The sequence below is a fragment of the Flavobacterium pallidum genome, assembly GCF_003097535.1.
Classification (GTDB): Bacteria; Bacteroidota; Bacteroidia; order Flavobacteriales; family Flavobacteriaceae; genus Flavobacterium; species Flavobacterium pallidum.
Genome location: NZ_CP029187.1, coordinates 2,592,301 through 2,610,473, shown reverse-complemented (window position 1 = coordinate 2,610,473; position 18,173 = coordinate 2,592,301). Strand labels below are relative to the sequence as shown.

The window sequence follows — 18,173 nt, the reverse complement described above, 5'->3', positions numbered from 1 at the left end:
GTTAATTTTTTTATCTTTATAGCTTAACCCAAAACGAATGGCAAAAACCACAAAGAAAGAACCCACTGCCAAAAATCCTGGTGCTGAAACCAAAAAGGGATTCAGGATTACCAAGCAGCATAAAATCCTGATCGGAAGTTTGCTGGTATTGTTTTCAGTGGCGCTGTTGCTGTCTTTCATTTCGTTTTACATCTACGGGCATGACGACCAGAGTGCCGTACAGGAATTGGCCGACCGCAGTACCAAAGTCGAAAACTGGCTTGGAAAATTCGGTGCCTATCTTGCTGACATATTCGTTTATAAAGGTTTCGGCCTTGCTTCATTTCTTTTCGTGCGCCTTTTTTTCCTGACCGGTGCCTATCTTGTATTGGATCTTCCGATTAAGAAATTAAAAAATGTCTGGTTCTGGGATTTGTTTGCGATGGCCGTGGTATCGGTTTTGCTTGGATTTTTCGCCACTTTTATGCCGGAATTGGGCGGTGTCGTCGGATTTGAAATGAATTTATTCCTTCAGGATTTCATCGGTAAAGCCGGCACATTGATGGTTTTGATTTTTGGGTTGATTATTTACCTGATATTCAAAATCAAAATTTCACCTGATGCCATCAAGGCACTTTTCGAACGTACCAAAAAAGAAATGTCCGAAGATCTGGATTCCCTCAATACCAATCCGGTTGCCGAATCCAACAGCCTGTACAACTTAGAGGAATTTGCGGTTGAAGAAGAACCTGAGGAAGATGAGCTTATTGAAAAACCGGAATTGATCGTTCAGAAGCCATCGCAATTCGAAATCAATAAGGAAGCTTTAAAGCCGACCATCAGCAGTGCCTCGGAACTGATTCTTGAACCGACGATAAAAACCGTGTCGCCGCCAATGGAAGTTACGATGGCTCCCGAAGAGCCGATTGAGGAAACTTTTGTCATTGAAAAAGTCGAGGAAGAAGACATCGTTTCTGAAAACCTGGCTTCAAAACTCGTTGCTGATTTCGGGCTTTTCGACCCAACACTGGAGCTTTCCAACTATAAATTCCCAACGATTGATTTGCTGAAGGATTATTCGTCTGGCGGCATCACGATCAACCAGGAAGAGCTTGAAGAAAACAAGAACCGGATTGTGGAAACACTCCGCAATTATAAGATTGAAATCGCCCAGATCAAGGCAACGGTCGGCCCATCGGTCACTTTATATGAAATCGTGCCGGAAGCTGGTATCCGCATCTCAAAGATCAAAAGCCTTGAGGATGATATCGCATTGTCGCTTTCCGCTTTGGGAATCCGTATCATCGCGCCGATTCCGGGCAAAGGAACCATCGGTATTGAAGTGCCGAACAAGAACCCGACAATGGTTTCGATGAAAACCGTGATCGCTTCGGCAAGGTTCCAGGAAGCTGAAATGGAACTCCCGATTGCTTTGGGCAAAACCATCTCAAACGAAACATTCGTGGTGGATTTAGCCAAAATGCCGCACTTACTGATGGCTGGAGCAACTGGACAGGGAAAATCCGTCGGACTGAATGCCGTGCTGACATCGTTGCTTTATAAGAAACATCCGGCTGAAGTAAAGTTTGTACTGGTTGACCCTAAAAAGGTGGAACTCACACTTTTCAATAAAATAGAAAGGCATTATTTAGCAAAATTGCCTGATACCGAGGATGCGATTATTACAGACAATAACAAAGTCATCAACACGCTGAATTCACTTTGCGTGGAAATGGACAACCGCTATTCTTTGCTGAAAGAAGCTATGGTGCGCAACATCAAGGAATACAATGACAAATTCAAATCACGCAAACTGAATCCTGAAAACGGTCACCGTTTCCTTCCATACATCGTGTTGGTAGTCGACGAGTTCGCCGATTTGATCATGACGGCAGGAAAGGAAGTTGAAACCCCGATTGCAAGGCTGGCACAATTGGCGCGGGCCATCGGGATCCACTTGATTATCGCTACACAAAGGCCGTCGGTGAATGTCATCACGGGAATCATCAAAGCGAATTTCCCGGCCAGGATTGCGTTCCGTGTAACCTCAAAAATTGATTCAAGAACTATTTTGGACACCCAGGGCGCCGACCAGCTTATCGGGCGTGGGGACATGTTGTATACCAATGGCAATGATGTGGTTCGTGTACAATGTGCCTTTGTCGATACCCCTGAAGTGGAACGCATTACCGAGTTTATCGGCTCCCAGAAAGCTTATGCCAATGCTTACCTGCTTCCGGAATTTATAGGTGAAGATGAAAGTGGCATGAAATTTGACATTGACATCTCTGAACGCGACAGCCTGTTTAAGGAAGCTGCCGAGATTGTAGTCACGGCGCAGCAAGGTTCGGCATCGCTGCTGCAACGCAAACTGAAGCTGGGTTACAACCGTGCCGGAAGGCTCATTGATCAGATGGAAGCTGCGGGGATTGTGGGGCCTTTTGAAGGAAGCAAAGCACGTTCCGTCAATTATACCGACCTGGCTTCGCTGGAACAATTTTTTAGAAATGAAGAAAACAATTCGTAATATGAGAAAGATTATGCCAAATGTATTTACAAAAAACCTGAAAAATGCTGCACTCGCATTATTCGTAGTGACGGGACTGACAGCGTCGGCACAGGATAAAAAGGCCAAAGACCTGCTTGATGAAGTCACTAAGAAAGTAAAAAGCTACGACAACATTTCCATTGATTTCAAGTATACCTTAAACAACAACAAAGAAAACATCAATCAGGAAAGCTCGGGCAGCGTAGTGATGAAAGGCAATCAGTATGTGCTTAATTTCATGGGCATGACCAAACTTTATGATGGAAAAAAACTGTACACGATTGTTCCTGAAGACGAGGAAATCAGCATTTCCAAAGTAGATGAAAAAGATGCAAACACGATTACGCCTTCAAAGATGCTGACCTTTTTCAACAAAGGTTATAAATTCTATTGGGACATCCAGCAAAACGTAAAAGGCAGGAAATTACAATATGTCAAACTCGTTCCCGATGATAAGAAAGACAAAAGGAAGGAAATCCTTGTCGGTATCGATACCGCGACCAAGCAGATTTACAATGTAATCGAAACCGGAAAGAACGGCACCAAAACCACATTGGTTGTTAATTCTTTCAAAACCAACCAGACGTTGGGAAAAAATCAGTTTACTTTTGTCGAAAGCAAATACCCGAATTACTACATCAATAAACTAGATTAAGCTTCCGGTGAAGATACTCGACAGATACTTACTTAAAACCTTCCTGACTACTTTTGCCTCGGTATTTGTAATCCTGTTTTTTATCTTCATCCTGCAGGCCGTATGGCTTTTTATAGGAGAACTTGCAGGCAAGGACCTGGATTTCTTCATGATCGTGAAATTCCTTACGTTCTATTTTCCGAGTATTGTCCCGATGGTTTTGCCGCTTACGATCCTGCTGGCCTCCATCATGACCTTCGGGGATTTATCAGAGCATTATGAATTTGCCGCAATGAAATCCTCCGGTGTTTCGCTGATGCGCGCATTGCGGAGCCTGACCGTGTTCATTTTTATCCTCAGTATTGCAGCGTTTATTTTTGCCAATAACATCATCCCCTACTCCCAATATAAATTCATCAACTTCAAGGCCAATATCGCCCAGCTGAAACCGGCTATGGCCATTGCAGAAGGGCAATTCAGTGATGTGGGCAGTTACATCATCAAAGTGGATAAGAAATCCGGTCCTAACGGAAACAATCTTTCAGGGATTACAATCCATAAAAAATCAGTAAACGGGCAGGGAAGCACCACCATCATCAAAGCGAAAAGCGGCGAACTGAAAAGCAGCCCTGACTCAAAAGTCATCCAGCTTGTATTGTATAACGGCGCGCAATTTGAAGACATTATCCCGAAAAAATACAACGAACGCGAAAAAATGCCGTTTGCCAAAACACAGTTCAAAAAATACAACCTCAACATGGATTTGTCAAAATTGAACAAAGTGGACCCCAATGAGGAAAAAGTCACCAGTACGAGCAACATGCTTAAACTCAGCGAACTTACCTATACGCTTGATTCCCTGAATAAAGATTATAAAAAGGAGGTCAATTCCTTTACCGAAAACATCCACGTGCGTACCGGCATCATCAACATGAAAGCTGAAAAAGACTCGTCCAATACGACAGTCCCGGAAAACCTGCTTGATGCTTATCCCCCGCAGAAAAAGCTGAAATTCATTGATATTGCCAAAAGCAACGTCGGCAGCACCACTTTTACCATTGCCGGGACGAAGGATGAATTTGATATGAAAGAAAAAAATATCAATAGCCACTGGCTTTCCATTTATGATAAATTCGTAATTGCTTTTGCGTGTATACTGATGTTCTTTATCGGCGCGCCGCTGGGAGCGATTATCCGTAAGGGCGGACTTGGGCTTCCGATTGTTTTTGCCATACTGATTTTCATCACGTTCCATTTCGTAAATACATTTGGCAAGAAATTAGGGCAGGAAAACGGCATTACGCCTTTCCTTGGCGCCTGGATGTCATCGATTATATTGTCGCCATTGGCTATATTGTTGACTTATCGTGCCAAAAACGATTTGCAGATGACCATCAATTTAGACTGGCTTACCGATCCATTTGTAAAAATGTTCAGCCGCAATAAGATCAGGCCTTCATTTGAAGCTGAAGACCGAATAATTAATCTTGATACAATAAGCTTTACTGAAGATGAAGAATGGCGGGATTTGCTTAAAATGTCCGACGCTTCACTTATCGACACCGTTTACGATTCAGCGAAACTGGGTTATTCGAAATTACGCCGCATAAAAGCTTTAAAAATACTGGATAGCCGCAATATCACTCAGGCCGACCTCATCCAACAAGGAAAACTGTTCAATGAGAAATACGAAAGACTTGCGGACGCTAACGAGAATTATATCCTGAATTCGAAAATGACCTTCATTACTTTCCTGATGACCGTCGTAATGGTTTTCGTAGTGTTGAACAACAGCAAAAATGTAAAACTGATGATTTTAGGCGTACTCGTACTCATCTGTTTTTATATTGCGGCATTTAAAACCGGGCAGCGCCACCAGGAGATCAATAACCTTCTTCACAGGAAAGTAGGGATACATCCTTGGCTCGTCATGGTGCTCGGATTTCCTTTTTACATAATATTCCATGTCTACAACCGGGTTGCCCTTCGGAAAGCCATTTCTGGAAGCAGCCTTTAACAAACTACAAAGTGTCAGATAAAATACGACTCAATACCATAGAAGAAGCCATTGAAGACATCCGTCAGGGCAAAATAATCATTGTTGTTGACGATGAAGATCGTGAAAATGAAGGTGATTTTCTCGCTGCCGCAGAAAAGGCAACGCCGGAAATGATCAACTTTATGGCAACACATGGCCGCGGGCTGATATGTACTCCTTTAACCGAAAAACGTTGCGCCGAACTTGACCTTCGTGCCATGGTAACCCATAATACCGACCATATGGAAACGGCATTCACGGTTTCAGTGGACTTGAAAGGACATGGTGTGACAACCGGAATTTCAGCATTGGACCGTGCTAAAACCGTATTGGCCCTGATTAATGAAGATACAAAACCATATGATTTGGCCAGGCCAGGCCATATTTTCCCCTTGATAGCCAAACAAGGTGGCGTATTGCGGCGTACAGGGCATACCGAAGCCGCAATTGATTTTGCACGCCTCGCCGGATTCAAATCGGCCGGGGTCATCTGCGAAATCATGAATGAAGACGGTTCGATGGCGCGGCTGCCGGAGTTGGTGGAAGTGGCCAGGAAATTTGACCTGAAACTCGTTTCCATAGAAGATTTGGTTGCCTACCGCATGCAGCACGACAGCCTGATCGTGAAGAAAGAAGATTTTGATATCGAGACGCGCTTCGGTACCTACCGATTCCGCGCCTACCAGCAGACCACAAATAAGCACATCCATATTGCACTGACCAAAGGCACATGGAATATTGGCGACCCGGTATTAACCCGCGTCAATTCAACTGCCATCAACAATGACATCCTCGGTACACTGACCAATGAAGCCGATAAAAAACTAGACGACATGTTCAACCTTATCAATGCAGAAGGTATGGGCGCCGTCATCTTCATCAACCAGGAATTACAGCCCGGAGATCTTTTAGGCCGTATCACAGAATTAAAGGATTTGCAGCAAAAAGGCATCTACAAGGCACCGCAGATTAAAATGGACATTAAGGATTTCGGTATCGGGGCACAAATCCTTCACGATATAGACATTTCCAAAATCAGGCTTATTTCCAATACGGAACAGGCAAAACGTGTGGGAATGATCGGTTACGGACTTGAAATTACCGAGTATGTAAAATATTAATTCTTTTACTACAACCTGCGGATTATCTGAACTTCTGGAAATGAATCCCTTAGACTGCAATAAAAAAAATAATATGTTTTTACGCCAAAAATGTTTTGGAAATCAAAAAAGCATGTTATATTTGCAACCGCTATCAGCAATGACAGCAAGACTTATTGGAGAAATGGCAGAGTGGTCGATTGCGGCAGTCTTGAAAACTGTTGACTGTAACAGGTCCGGGGGTTCGAATCCCTCTTTCTCCGCAGCATGCTTCACAAAGCACTTCAAGAACCTCGAAATCTCACGATTTACGGGGTTTTTTCTTTTCCAACTTACCAAAATAATGCATTTGTTTACAATACCCGAGGGGCACAATTCGGGGCACTTCCAAATCACAAAAAAAAGTGCACCGAATTGAGCTAAACCCCAGTGTTTACTACCCGTTCAGAACATGAACATCTTGTAACGTTTTGACATTTGAACTAATAAGATATTTCTGAGTGTTATGCCTGCGTATCACAAAACACTGTTAAACTCAGCAGTACTATAGTCCATGTATTACACGCATAACGTAAATTAGCATACTACCTAACCTGCAATTAAATTTTTTAAAAGCAGTCCATGAAATACTTCCCTATAATGATATCACTCATTTCCGCAATGAGCTATGCACAGCCACGATATGCCGAAACCAAAATCCAGCAGCTTGCCGGCCCAGATTATAGCAGTGCCTCACACCGTGTCAAGACCGAAGTGCTGGCACGCGCGGCCAATAGCTACACCTGGGAACTGGTCTACAGTCATGATACCCTCGTAAAACGGTTTAAGAATATAGCTAAAGCGCAGGCAAAAGAACTGTCACTCGCAAAAATAGCCGGTAAGAAGCATTTGGCAAGCCAATCATCAGTTATGAAAGATACCGTACAGCCCGTACTGGGCATCGACATCCACGACCGATGACAGCAGTAAACTTTAACGGCTATTGCAAAGTTGACATATTGAAAGCTATAAGTATTTCCGGTAAATCGTAACAATAACAATCTTTCAATTCAGAAATTTGGATACGCTTAGAACCTAAATTTCGGGCTATATACTTCATGAAATACAATACCGTTCTAATCATCGATGACGACTGGGAAGACATCGCCTTCTTTATGGAAGCATTAACCAGAATCAACCCAGACATCAGTTGCATATTTATGGTAAACCCCGAAGCTGCACTATCTGAATTGCAAAACGGTGAAATCATCCCTGACATTATTTTCCTTGACATCCACATGGACGGCATGATGAATGGTTTTGATTTCCTCAAACTGGCTAAAGACATGAATATCGGCAGTATACCAATCTACATGCTCTCCGGATCCTCTGAGCAATCCATAAAAGCGGAAGCCGACTCCCTGGGCGCTACAGGATTCATGACCAAACCTTCCGACTTTAACACACTCGTTATGATGCTGCAGCCGTTGTTTGCAGAGTGATAATGCTAACCATTACCTGCAGTTGGCTTGTCATCCTGAGAATTTCGAAGGACCGCTACTGGCAGCATAATAAAACTTTGCACTTTTGCAGCGAAGAAAGCTTATATTTCTAATCAAATTTAATTAAGAGAACAATAAATCAGATCCTACCGAGTACTCGCGAAGTATTATAAATGATACAATAGCTGGATATAAGTCTTTGCTTACAATTGTCGGTAATATTTTAATAAGCTAAATACTCGCAAAAACTAATTGGAGTATTCTAACTCAACAACTTTCCCATAACAAGGAAATTACTCTAAAGCAAATTAAAAAAACACACAGAAAGAATTTGACAAAACAGTATTGCCCGGTAATAAAAAATAATTAATTGCCTGAATATGGAAGACTTTAGCCCTATAATTTCTCTTTACTCCATTTCTCTTTACTCCATTTCTCTTTACTCCATTTGTGTACTTGGAAAATAGAACAGAACCCGAATATTATGACAAAATCAAATTTTTAATCACTAAGACCACACTTCTTCTTAATCTGGGAGCAGATAAGGACTTATTGGAATTCTCGTAAAGCTAGATTCCATTAATTTTTCAATCATTTCTGAGGGAAAAGATTTTTCATTAATGGTTTAGCCTATTGAAAATATTAAAAAATGAGGTTTTAAATAAAATCCAAAAGAAGTGGACTAAAGCGGACAGTGGAAAATAATTCTAATGTTCCACATTTATTCCGTATTGCGATGTGGAATAAATCGTTTTTTCCTTATTTATGTTTAAAGATATATTTGGATCTAATTAGCAATTAAGCTGCCGATTAATTTTGCATATTTGCCTTAAATATAACAAGCATAAGTTGTGAAACATTAATTGGACAAAAGACCAAATACAAATGAAAAGAATCGAAATTATAGACAGAATTGGCGCAAAATATAACGTAGGTAATATAGAATCTGGTGAGTTCAGCTATTCTATAGCACTTAAATCTATAGGTAAAAACATAAAGGATTACCAAAAGGCTACGTCAGGTTCACAACATCAATATCTTGATATTAAATTTGAGAACGAACGACTGTCTATACTAGTGGAATGTAAAAACAAATTCAGCAAATGGGATAAGTTTAAAATTCAAAAGCAATTACAAGACTATGTCCGTTTTGAGAAAGCTTATTCGGATAAGAAAATAGTCGCGATTTTAGTTGAAACAGAAGGTGATGATTTATGGGTATGGTATGGTCAGTCTGTAATTATCGATGAAGAACACAGAATTAATGAAGAAACGAAATTAAAAACTTTTGAAGAGTATGAAGAAATTTGTTTTGGCAAAGTAAACGATAAAATAAAGGTTATTGATGCCATTAAAATTTTAAATGAAAAACTTCACTCCGACGGGGTGAATGAAAAGTTGCGTAGTCAATTTGTTGGAACGTGTTTATTAGCATTAAAAAATGGCCTTGTTTACGAGAATGTAAAAGAAACCATTAACGCCAGCACTGGTAAATCACTAAAATCAGCAGACGTAGTTTTAAACGGAATTAAAAATATTCTTGAAGGTTTATTGACCAAAAGTGGGAGTTTAAATAAAGCGAGTAAGTTAGCAGTTTTAAATAATAAAGTTTTAGACGATCAAGATATTCAGAGCCTTACATACGCAGAATTGTCAGATATACTTAAGTTTATTGATAACAATATAATTCCCTTTATTAACGATAAAAATACCGCAGGTCAGGACCTTCTCAATTTATTTTTTACAACATTTAATAAATACGTAGGCAAATCCGATAAAAACCAGGCATTTACGCCAGATCATATTTGCGGATTCATGAGTAAAGTGATAGGGGTAAATAAGCATTCAAGGGTTTTAGATCCCTGCTGTGGAAGCGGCGCGTTCTTGGTCAGAGCAATGACAGATGCTATGGATGATTGCGAAACTGAGGATGAACGGGAATTAGTTAAGCGAGAGCAAATTTTCGGAATTGAATACGAGGAAGGTGCTTTTGGCCTGTCATCGACTAATATGCTAATTCATGGAGATGGAAATTCAAACGTAGTCCAAGACTCTCTTTTCAACCGAGCTAAATGGATTGAGAATAGTAATATCAATAGAGTACTTATGAATCCACCATATAACGCAACAAAAAAGTTCTGTAATCCGGAATACACTAAAAACTGGGATAGTAAGAAAAAAGAGGATCCGTCTAAAGGTTTTCATTTTGTGGAATGGGTTGCAAGACATGTATCTCCCCATTGTAAGTTAGCGGTTCTGCTTCCTATGCAGGCAGCTATAGGGAATAGTGGTGAAGTAAAGGAATTTAAGAAAAAAATGCTGGAGAATTATACTCTTGAGGCAGTGTTCTCATTACCCGTTGAGATATTTTACCCTGGGGCTGCTGCTGTCGCAGTTTGCATGGTGTTTGACCTGTCCCAAAAACATGAAAAGGTTAATAAAGAAACTTTTTTTGGCTACTATCGTGATGATAAATTCACGAAAAGGAAGGGTCTTGGAAGAATTGAACTTACTGATGACAACGGAAACAGTTTATGGGCAAAGGCTGAAGAAATTTGGTTAGATTTATATAAAAATCGAAAAGCTGTTCCGGGCTTGTCTGTGATGAAAAAAATCACCTTTAATGATGAATGGCTGGCTGAAGCATACATGGAAACTGATTACTCTGCATTAGAAACAGCTGACTTTCAAAAAGTACTTAATTCACATTTAGCTTATTTAGTAAAAGAAGGAAATGTCTATGAAGATTGATATTAGCAGTTGGAAAAATTTTAAATTCTCGGAGGTTTTCGAAATTAGGAAAGGTTTCTATAATAAAAAGCCAGAGTCGTCAGGCAATGGCAGTATCCCGTTTATTGGTGCAACTGATAGTAATAATGGAATTACGGAGTATTATACAATTGAAGAAATTGAAAATACTTCCAAAACTGGCGATGGGATGAATGAGCCTTTAGAGAAAAAGATTTTTCCTGCTAACGCTGTATGTGTGACCAATAATGGATCTGTTGGCTATGCCTATTTTCAGGAACACGAATTTACTTGCAGCCACGACGTTAATCCTTTATACCCACTGGATAGAAAATTTAACAGATATACAGGACTATTTATAGCTTCAATAATAATGAAGGATCGATATAGATGGGGATACGGAAGAAAGTGGAGGCCAGAGAGAATGGCACAATCTAAAATTTTGTTACCTGTAAATTCTCATGGAAGTCCTGATTGGAACTACATGGAAGATTTCGTACGAAAACTTTACTGTAAACCGTTGACTACCAAAATTAAAAAAAGTAATAAATCCGAGTTAGTTTCGGATAATTGGAAAGAATTTTATTTACACAAGATTTTTAAAATTGCTATGGGAAATGGATTGGATGTTAATAAAACTACTTCTTTCGCACCAAAATATAATTATGTTTCCAGAAATAGTAATAATAATGGTGTGGTAGCGTTTGTAGACGAAATCGATGGAGAAGTTGCATTTGCGGCGGGCACATTGACAGTTGCCTTAGGTGGAAGTTTCTTAGGCTCATGCTTTATTCAAAATAAGGATTTTTACACCGCACAAAACGTTGCTGTTTTACAGGAAAAATCTCCTATGTCCATATATACAAAGTTATTTATTGCTACGCTTATTAGAAATGAATGTAAGGTTAAATATTTGGCTTTCGGAAGAGAATTAAATTCTCACATCAAAAAGGATTTTAGTATAAAATTGCCAGTGAAAACAACCGAAAAAGGATTATATATAGATAAATCAAAAACTTTTTCAGAGGAAGGTTACATGCCAGATTGGAAATTCATTGATGATTTCTTGAAATCAATACCATTTAGCGACAAGCTTGTTTCAAACTACAATAAAAATGATTAAGCAGATGTAAATAATATGTTACCTGATGGCGCGGATATGCGGATTGATAGCGTAGAATTGCATCCGATAGCGCGGAATTGCATTCCGTCTCACACGAACATCAAAAGATGAAATACGCTTCTCTTATATCCTGAAAATTCTGTTAAGCCTTCCATGATACTATAAGACGCATTAGTTTTCAATACCCGGTTTTAGGATACAACAGCTTAAACGCATTATACACCGCCATGTGCATCACAGTAGCATGCCACTCTTCCGGCAGGTAGTCGAAAAAGGAAGTAATATGTGGATTCTGTTTTATTAAGTCATAAAGGGATGTTGCTTCACGGTACATCATCTTATCTTCTTCTTGATTTGGTGCAGACACGCAGACGCGGACACGCTTTTTCAGGTTGGTTTTAAGCAGGCTGCCTCCGTCCTTCAACAATTTTTCGTCACCCCACCACAGGCTTGGGCTGATAATGATGTACGTATCGAATAAATCAGGATTTTTCAATAATATTTCCGTAGTCAGAAGCCCTGCGAGGGATTCACCTATTATAGTGCGTTGCCTTGTGGCTTTGTATTTGCTTTTGATATAAGGAAGTAACTCCTTTTCAAGGAACAAAATGTATTTCGGGGAGCCTCCATAAAACGGTATGCTCTCTTTTTTATAACCAACGTTCTCCAAAAAATTAAGATTTGGAACCGCGAAGGTGAAATCCCTTTTGCGGTTCGTATTTTCAATCCCTATGACAATCGATTTCGGAAAACGGTTTATCCAGGGTTGGGTATTGAAACGCACAATGCCGGTGATGTGTATAAAATCCTCTTCGATACCGCCATCAGGAATACAGATCAGCGGATAAGTGATTGTGTCTGCCGGATTGAAGCCTTCTGGCAGGTAAACGTTGATGGTCCTTGTTTCGGCTAATATTGCCGACTTAAACTGCTCAGTGCTGCCAATGGTTAACGGTTTGCTTTCTGTTTGTGCCGCCGTCCTGAAGGTGAAAGCCATCAGGAGAAATATATGCAGCACGGTTTTCGCAGTCGATTTCATTTGTTTGTACCTGGTTTTATATTATAACAGCTCTTTCAATTGCAGTTTCACCGATTCCCATTCACTCCGGACGATGCCGTAGCAGCAGCTGTTGCGCCTGAATCCATCCGGCATCAGCAAATGTTCCCGGAGTATGCCCTCAAACTTCCCTCCTATTTTTTCTATTGCTTTCCTTGATGGTATGTTTCGCGCATCAGTCCTGAACTCTACCTTATTCGCGTGAATAACCTCAAACGCATATTCGAGCAAAAGGTACTTACAGTGGCTGTTCAGGCCGGTTCCCTGATAGGTTTTGTCAATCCAGGTAGCGCCGATTTCAAGCCGGTCATCCGTATTCGAAATGTTTAGGAAAGCGGTACTGCCAATATAGCGATTATCCCGTTTCGAAAATATGCTGAAGGAATATCTTTGTCTGTTGGTCCTTAAGTCAATCGCACTCTGGATATATTCCGTTAGTAAGGATTCATTATACACCTGTTTTGGCGAATATTGAAGCAGTAAACTGTCAGATAGTGCTGCCTGGAGCAGGTTGCCGGTGTCGGCTAAAGATAACGGCCTCAGTATCAATATGTCATTTTCAAGAATGATATCATTGTCAAAATTAAATTTCATGGTGTAAAGTTTATCAACTTCGGCATTACAATAATGCTTATAAATATTTTTTTGCCCTTATATTTTTATTTACAACGTCAGTTGCAATAAGGCTACGCTGAGGTTGCGGTGCTGTATCGGTAAATCGTCGGTATCCGGCGTGGTGTAATTTTCGATAAATGAAAAGCCGTAGCTTTTGTAGTATGCGATAATCTTTCCATTGTCTGCCCATGTATCCATCCGTATGTAATCCAGTTTAAGTTTTTTTGCCTCGCCTATTGCCCAGTCCAGTACCAGGCCAAACAATTTTTCGCCGGCGAAAATGCGGTTTGATACAATGCGGTGCAGGTACATCGCATTGCCCGTTTCGCGTTCGCGCCATATTATAGGGTCGCTGTAGCAAACGCTGAAGATACAGGCGATTTTGTTGCCAATGGTAACCTTAAACAATAGCCGCCGTGCCATATCGGATTCTATGAACGCCTTGTCGTAACTTTTCCAGCCGATGTAGTTGTTCTCTTTCAAAAATTGGATTGCTTTTTCGAAAAGATTACAGATTACCGGCAAGTCGCTCTCGACTGCATTTAAAATTTTATTTACTGGTTCCATGGTATCCGGTTATTCATTTGCTGTTTCCAACGCAAATTTGACTGCCGCCTTTACGTGGATCAGGGTAGTATTAAATACCGGAACAGTTACATCTTCCTGCGAAATGAGTAGCGGGATTTCCGTACAACCCAACACGATTCCCTGGGCGCCCTGCTGAATTAAGCTGTCGATGATATTTTGATAGGCTGCCCTGGTTTCAGGTTGTAAAATGCCTTTTCCCAACTCATTTACCAGGGTTCCTTCTATATACTCCCTGTCACTTTTACTTTCGGGAATGATCACTTCAATGCCTTGTTCCGTAAGCTTGTCTTTGTAAAAATCAAGCTCCATGGTGTATATAGTGCCAAGTAATCCCACTTTCCTCAGGCCGCTGCTTTTAACTGCATCCGCTGTAGCTTCCCGAATATCTATCAATGGAAGGCCGACATTTCCGGCTACCCTTTCAGCTACAATGTGTGCCGTATTGGCCCCTAGCATTATTACATCGGCACCGGCATCTTTTAAGTGATTTGCAGCAGCCGACAGCAACTGGCATGTCGCCTCCCAATCGTGCTGCGCATTAAATGATGCGAACTGTTCGAAGTTTACGGAATATATCAGGCATTCGGCAAAATTGATGCCGCCCAAATTTTTATTTGTTTCCTGATTGATGAGCCTGTAATAATCTGCGGTGGAAGTCCAGCTGATACCACCCACTAGTCCGATTTTTTTCATAATATGTTATTTTAGTATTTTAAGGAATTCCGTAAATGGGCCCACTTCGTTTTTGTACTGTTGAGCGAGTGTGCGCGATACCTGTGTGATGTGGCTCAGGTCGTGCGCTACCCATGCCGCAATAAGCTGGCCCAGGCTTACTTCAGCAATCTTTGGGTGGAACGCCGATTTTTCGAAATCGGCTTCACTCAGGTTAAAACCTCTCAACTCAGTGATACTTTTTTGACGCAGCCTCACAAATTCAGTCAGCAGGGTATCAGTTGAATTGCTTTTTGCAATTTCGAAATGTGCATCCATGCCTATCGGCTCAAACACTTTGTTCCTTTCGTCTGATAGTATGATCCTTACCCTTGGCATCCAGTTCGTGTTTTCACAGACAATCAGGTGTGCTATAACTTCTTTAGGTGTCCAGGTGTTTGCCCCCTCGTTGCCATTTGCCCAGTTATCGGACAAACCGGTAAGCATTGCGGACAATACGGCAGGTGTCCTTTCCAGGATTTCCAATGATGCTGGTAACGTAAATTCCATAGTGGTTTATATTTATTGTTATTTCTTTTTATTCAGTTGCTTCAGAGCATATAAATTCTTAAAGCAGTGGTTTGCATTCGTGATCATAGGTGCATGACCATGCAAACGGCATCTACATACTTTCCATTGATTTTCAGGTCGTCCTTAAAAACACCGCCCATTTCTTCAAAACCTGCTTTTTCATAGAACCCTATCGCTGAATCCTCTCCCGAGAGCAGTACCCATAATTGTAATTGTTCGACGTCAGGAACAGCGCTGATGATCTTCCGGGATTCCCCAATCAGCCGTTTCCCAATACTGTTTCCCCGATAACCGGGCAACACATACAGCGAGTGCAATAGTGCGCGGTGCCTCGCCTTTTTACGTTTGTCCCGTGTGCAGCTTATAAAACCTATACATTCGTTTTCAGGGGTAAACGCCACCAGCGTAAAATGCTCTGAAGGAACCGCGACGATCTCGGACTCATAGCTTTCGGGCGTCTTCGATACCTCATCTTCCCAACTGTCTGAAAAAGCGAAGGGTGATTCCCTGAGACTGAATTTGCGCAAGCCGATATACGAGGATAAATCTTGTTTCTCTGCAAACCGGATGATTATATTATGAGGTGCCATTCATTTTAATGGTTTAGATTTTCAACAATGATTGCCGATGCGCCGCCGCCGCCGTTGCATATACCCGCGACACCGTACCTGCCATTCTCCTGCTGCAGCACGCTGAGCAGCGTTACGATGATCCTGGCACCGCTAGCACCAATGGGGTGTCCTAACGCTACAGCGCCGCCATATACATTTACCCTGTCTGAATCGAAGCCTAAAATTCGCTGGTTGGAAAGTACGACAGAAGCATAAGCCTCATTGATTTCAAAATAATCTATGTCGGATATATCAAGTGCAGCCAGTTTCAATGCCTTTTCTATCGCAACGGCAGGTGCCGTGGTAAACCACTCGGGTGCCTGCGCCCCATCGGCAAATGACACAATCCTTGCCAGTGGTTTCAGGTTGTGTTCCCTGACGGCCGCTTCCGAGGCCAGGATCAGGGCAGCCGCGCCGTCATTAAGATTACTTGAATTTGCGGCGGTAAGCGCACCGTCTTTTTCAAAAACGGGTCTGAGCTGCGAAACTTTTCCAGGAATCAGTTTATCGATATCCTCATCCCAATCCATGACAATAGTGCCGCTCTTTGTAGGCACCTGCACCGGAACTATTTCATTCTTAAATTTGCCCTGCGCCGTCGCTTGGTGTGCTTTTTCATAAGAATGCAATGCAAAATCATCTAACGCATTGCGTGTCAGTCCGTATTTTTTCACCCCCAGCTCTGCTGCGCTTCCCATATGGAAGTCATTGTACACATCCCACAGGCCATCCTTGGTCATGCCATCAGTCAGGCGGATGTCACCTAATTTCGTTCCATTTCGTACGAAAGCATAATGCGGCACTTTGCTCATGCTTTCCATACCACCGCTCACGACGATCTCATTAATGCCTGTCCCGATTTGCTGTGCTCCCAACATTGTAGCTTTCATACCTGATGCGCAAACCTTGTTTATGGTTGTGGCATCCTTGTCATAAGGGATTTTAGAGAACACTGCCGCCTGCCTTGCAGGGGATTGGCCAATACCGGCACTAAGCACATTGCCCAGGTACACACTGTCAATTAATCCGGGATGCAGCGCAACGCTTTCATACGCGCCCTGAATGGCCAATGCCCCTAACTGTGGTGCCGTGAAGCCTGACAATTCCCCCAATAATCCCCCGATTGGGGTTCGTTTTGATGCTACGATAAATACTTCTTTCATGATGTTGCTATTTGCTTACTTCAATTACCTGTTCCTCCATGAGTCCTATTACCGGGGGTGTACTCACACCCAGCAGATTCAGATACAGGCACAGGACTGCGCGGTGGTGTACCTCGTGTACGATCAGTGCCCTCAGGAAATTCCCCATCGTGGTTGTTTTACCGTCCAGTGTAGTGACCTCATTTTCGAGGTTTTCGTCTCTGATGCCGCTTAAAATTTCGATTGACTCTTTGTGCAGTTGTTTAAAGTAGCTCATCACTTCCTCATAATCAGCTGCCCCTTCCTTTCGGCAACCTTTGTAGGCAGGCTTGTTACCCTGGATCACTTCCATAAAGACCTCTCGTTCAATGGCCGCTATATGCCGGATCAGATCTGCAATCGTGAACTTGCCCGGCTGGTACGACCAGTCCATCTTATCCGGTGGGATAACGCAGATGACAGCGTTCGTGATGGCACGGGACTGCATATAATACTTTATGAATTTCGCTATTGATTTTATTTCCATCTTAATTTACAAATTATACCGTACGGTATATTATTGTTTAAAAAAATTATACTTTCACTGCATGAATAAGTTGCTCTAAAAAGCGCATCGCCTGCCTGAGTTCCGTCGGCCGGCCTGTAACCTTTGCCTGCATTATGGCACCTTCAATTAGCGACATTAATATCACAGCAAATTCAGAAGGATTGGTGTCAGGTATAATCTCGCCGCGTTCAATTCCCCTTTTCACCTGGTTCTCTACCGCTGTCTTCCAATAGGCCAGCGCGTTGAGCACCGCAACCCTGAGTTTGGGATGCGTGTCGTCAGCTTCAGTAGCAGTGTTTAAAATCGGGCAACCCGTTTTAAGTAAAGGGATTACAAGAAAATCACGATACACTTGAGGATAAACTAACAGCCGTTCAATAGCATTATCGGTGCCCAGTATCCTGACCTTAATATAGTCCGTTACCTTGTTAAAATTATAATCAAAAGCAGCGAGGGCCACTTCATCCTTGTTTTCAAAATTGCCATAAATGGCACCTTTAGTCAACCCTGTTGCGTTGGTCAGATCAGTGATTGTAGTACCGGCATAACCTTTCTCATTGAACACCGCCGCGGTTCGTTCTACAATAAACTGTTTTGTGCGCTCTGATTTTGATAGCGGGGTTCCCATAACAGCAAATTTATGAAAATAAATATACCGTACGTTTTATTTACACAAAATTTTAAATCTTTTTTTTACATTGGTAACGTTACTTCCAATTG

The 18,173-nt window shown here is 41.7% G+C and carries 17 protein-coding genes and 1 tRNA gene; 9 read left to right on the top strand and 9 right to left on the bottom strand.

The window, feature by feature from the left end:
* Positions 1 to 37 precede the first annotated feature (37 nt).
* The 9 genes from HYN49_RS10740 to HYN49_RS10700 all read left to right on the top strand — a co-directional run bounded on the left by HYN49_RS10740 (position 38) and on the right by HYN49_RS10700 (position 11,651).
* The gene (locus HYN49_RS10740; RefSeq protein WP_108904117.1) at positions 38 to 2,506 is read left to right on the top strand and encodes a DNA translocase FtsK; all 2,469 of its coding nucleotides are present in this window, start codon (positions 38 to 40) and stop codon (positions 2,504 to 2,506) included.
* Between the two features lies 1 nt (position 2,507).
* Positions 2,508 to 3,182 (top strand): LolA family protein, encoded by a 675-nt coding sequence (locus HYN49_RS10735; protein WP_245892162.1) that lies wholly within the window; start codon positions 2,508 to 2,510, stop codon positions 3,180 to 3,182.
* A gap of 7 nt (positions 3,183 to 3,189) precedes the next feature.
* Positions 3,190 to 5,178, top strand: coding sequence for an LptF/LptG family permease (locus HYN49_RS10730; RefSeq protein WP_108904115.1), 1,989 nt, complete (start codon positions 3,190 to 3,192; stop codon positions 5,176 to 5,178).
* 11 nt (positions 5,179 to 5,189) lie between these two features.
* Positions 5,190 to 6,320: a 3,4-dihydroxy-2-butanone-4-phosphate synthase gene (ribB, locus tag HYN49_RS10725; RefSeq protein ID WP_108904114.1), complete on the top strand. Its 1,131-nt coding sequence runs from the start codon at positions 5,190 to 5,192 to the stop codon at positions 6,318 to 6,320.
* Between the two features lie 157 nt (positions 6,321 to 6,477).
* Positions 6,478 to 6,562, top strand: a tRNA-Ser gene (locus HYN49_RS10720).
* A 358-nt stretch (positions 6,563 to 6,920) separates the two neighbouring features.
* Positions 6,921 to 7,259, top strand: a complete 339-nt coding sequence (locus HYN49_RS10715; RefSeq protein ID WP_146185094.1) for a hypothetical protein — start codon at positions 6,921 to 6,923, stop codon at positions 7,257 to 7,259.
* 137 nt (positions 7,260 to 7,396) lie between these two features.
* Positions 7,397 to 7,780 carry a response regulator gene (locus tag HYN49_RS10710; protein WP_108904112.1) on the top strand — a complete coding sequence of 128 codons (384 nt, stop codon included), beginning with the start codon at positions 7,397 to 7,399 and terminating at the stop codon, positions 7,778 to 7,780.
* Positions 7,781 to 8,665: 885 nt separating this feature from the next.
* Positions 8,666 to 10,531: an HsdM family class I SAM-dependent methyltransferase gene (locus HYN49_RS10705; RefSeq protein WP_108904111.1), complete on the top strand. Its 1,866-nt coding sequence runs from the start codon at positions 8,666 to 8,668 to the stop codon at positions 10,529 to 10,531.
* Entirely contained in the window at positions 10,521 to 11,651 is a 1,131-nt protein-coding gene (locus HYN49_RS10700) for a restriction endonuclease subunit S (RefSeq protein ID WP_219928746.1), read from the top strand. Before HYN49_RS10705 ends, HYN49_RS10700 begins: the two co-directional genes overlap by 11 nt.
* Before the next feature lie 178 nt (positions 11,652 to 11,829).
* Here HYN49_RS10700 and HYN49_RS10695 read toward each other — a convergent pair whose 3' ends face one another.
* The 9 genes from HYN49_RS10695 to HYN49_RS10655 form a co-directional block, all read right to left on the bottom strand.
* Complete coding sequence (locus HYN49_RS10695) at positions 11,830 to 12,690, bottom strand: alpha/beta hydrolase (RefSeq protein ID WP_108904109.1); 861 nt, start codon at positions 12,688 to 12,690, stop codon at positions 11,830 to 11,832.
* Positions 12,691 to 12,711: 21 nt separating this feature from the next.
* A complete protein-coding gene (locus HYN49_RS10690; RefSeq protein WP_108904108.1) occupies positions 12,712 to 13,302 on the bottom strand; it encodes a GNAT family N-acetyltransferase in 591 nt (196 codons plus the stop codon).
* Positions 13,303 to 13,371: 69 nt separating this feature from the next.
* Positions 13,372 to 13,890, bottom strand: coding sequence for an N-acetyltransferase (locus HYN49_RS10685; RefSeq protein WP_108904107.1), 519 nt, complete (start codon positions 13,888 to 13,890; stop codon positions 13,372 to 13,374).
* A 9-nt stretch (positions 13,891 to 13,899) separates the two neighbouring features.
* Positions 13,900 to 14,604, bottom strand: coding sequence for an aspartate/glutamate racemase family protein (locus HYN49_RS10680; RefSeq protein WP_108904106.1), 705 nt, complete (start codon positions 14,602 to 14,604; stop codon positions 13,900 to 13,902).
* Between the two features lie 6 nt (positions 14,605 to 14,610).
* A complete protein-coding gene (locus HYN49_RS10675; RefSeq protein ID WP_108904105.1) occupies positions 14,611 to 15,132 on the bottom strand; it encodes a DinB family protein in 522 nt (173 codons plus the stop codon).
* Positions 15,133 to 15,215: 83 nt separating this feature from the next.
* Positions 15,216 to 15,743 (bottom strand): GNAT family N-acetyltransferase, encoded by a 528-nt coding sequence (locus tag HYN49_RS10670; RefSeq protein ID WP_108904104.1) that lies wholly within the window; start codon positions 15,741 to 15,743, stop codon positions 15,216 to 15,218.
* A 5-nt stretch (positions 15,744 to 15,748) separates the two neighbouring features.
* Complete coding sequence (locus HYN49_RS10665; protein ID WP_108904103.1) at positions 15,749 to 16,927, bottom strand: acetyl-CoA C-acyltransferase; 1,179 nt, start codon at positions 16,925 to 16,927, stop codon at positions 15,749 to 15,751.
* A 7-nt stretch (positions 16,928 to 16,934) separates the two neighbouring features.
* Entirely contained in the window at positions 16,935 to 17,432 is a 498-nt protein-coding gene (locus tag HYN49_RS10660) for a DinB family protein (RefSeq protein WP_108904102.1), read from the bottom strand.
* A 46-nt stretch (positions 17,433 to 17,478) separates the two neighbouring features.
* Positions 17,479 to 18,081, bottom strand: a complete 603-nt coding sequence (locus HYN49_RS10655) for a TetR/AcrR family transcriptional regulator (RefSeq protein WP_108904101.1) — start codon at positions 18,079 to 18,081, stop codon at positions 17,479 to 17,481.
* Positions 18,082 to 18,173 lie beyond the last annotated feature (92 nt).

What these genes read in the sequence shown, in the direction of transcription:
- HYN49_RS10735 (WP_245892162.1), top strand. Translation starts at nt 2,508, where the DNA reads ATGAGAAAGATTATGCCAAATGTATTTACAAAAAACCTGAAAAATGCT.
- HYN49_RS10695 (WP_108904109.1), bottom strand. Translation starts at nt 12,690, where the DNA reads ATGAAATCGACTGCGAAAACCGTGCTGCATATATTTCTCCTGATGGCT.
- HYN49_RS10675 (WP_108904105.1), bottom strand. Translation starts at nt 15,132, where the DNA reads ATGGAATTTACGTTACCAGCATCATTGGAAATCCTGGAAAGGACACCT.
- HYN49_RS10680 (WP_108904106.1), bottom strand. Translation starts at nt 14,604, where the DNA reads ATGAAAAAAATCGGACTAGTGGGTGGTATCAGCTGGACTTCCACCGCA.
- HYN49_RS10660 (WP_108904102.1), bottom strand. Translation starts at nt 17,432, where the DNA reads ATGGAAATAAAATCAATAGCGAAATTCATAAAGTATTATATGCAGTCC.
- HYN49_RS10685 (WP_108904107.1), bottom strand. Translation starts at nt 13,890, where the DNA reads ATGGAACCAGTAAATAAAATTTTAAATGCAGTCGAGAGCGACTTGCCG.
- HYN49_RS10700 (WP_219928746.1), top strand. Translation starts at nt 10,521, where the DNA reads ATGAAGATTGATATTAGCAGTTGGAAAAATTTTAAATTCTCGGAGGTT.
- HYN49_RS10670 (WP_108904104.1), bottom strand. Translation starts at nt 15,743, where the DNA reads ATGGCACCTCATAATATAATCATCCGGTTTGCAGAGAAACAAGATTTA.
- HYN49_RS10705 (WP_108904111.1), top strand. Translation starts at nt 8,666, where the DNA reads ATGAAAAGAATCGAAATTATAGACAGAATTGGCGCAAAATATAACGTA.
- HYN49_RS10665 (WP_108904103.1), bottom strand. Translation starts at nt 16,927, where the DNA reads ATGAAAGAAGTATTTATCGTAGCATCAAAACGAACCCCAATCGGGGGA.
- HYN49_RS10655 (WP_108904101.1), bottom strand. Translation starts at nt 18,081, where the DNA reads ATGGGAACCCCGCTATCAAAATCAGAGCGCACAAAACAGTTTATTGTA.
- HYN49_RS10740 (WP_108904117.1), top strand. Translation starts at nt 38, where the DNA reads ATGGCAAAAACCACAAAGAAAGAACCCACTGCCAAAAATCCTGGTGCT.
- HYN49_RS10710 (WP_108904112.1), top strand. Translation starts at nt 7,397, where the DNA reads ATGAAATACAATACCGTTCTAATCATCGATGACGACTGGGAAGACATC.
- HYN49_RS10715 (WP_146185094.1), top strand. Translation starts at nt 6,921, where the DNA reads ATGAAATACTTCCCTATAATGATATCACTCATTTCCGCAATGAGCTAT.
- HYN49_RS10690 (WP_108904108.1), bottom strand. Translation starts at nt 13,302, where the DNA reads ATGAAATTTAATTTTGACAATGATATCATTCTTGAAAATGACATATTG.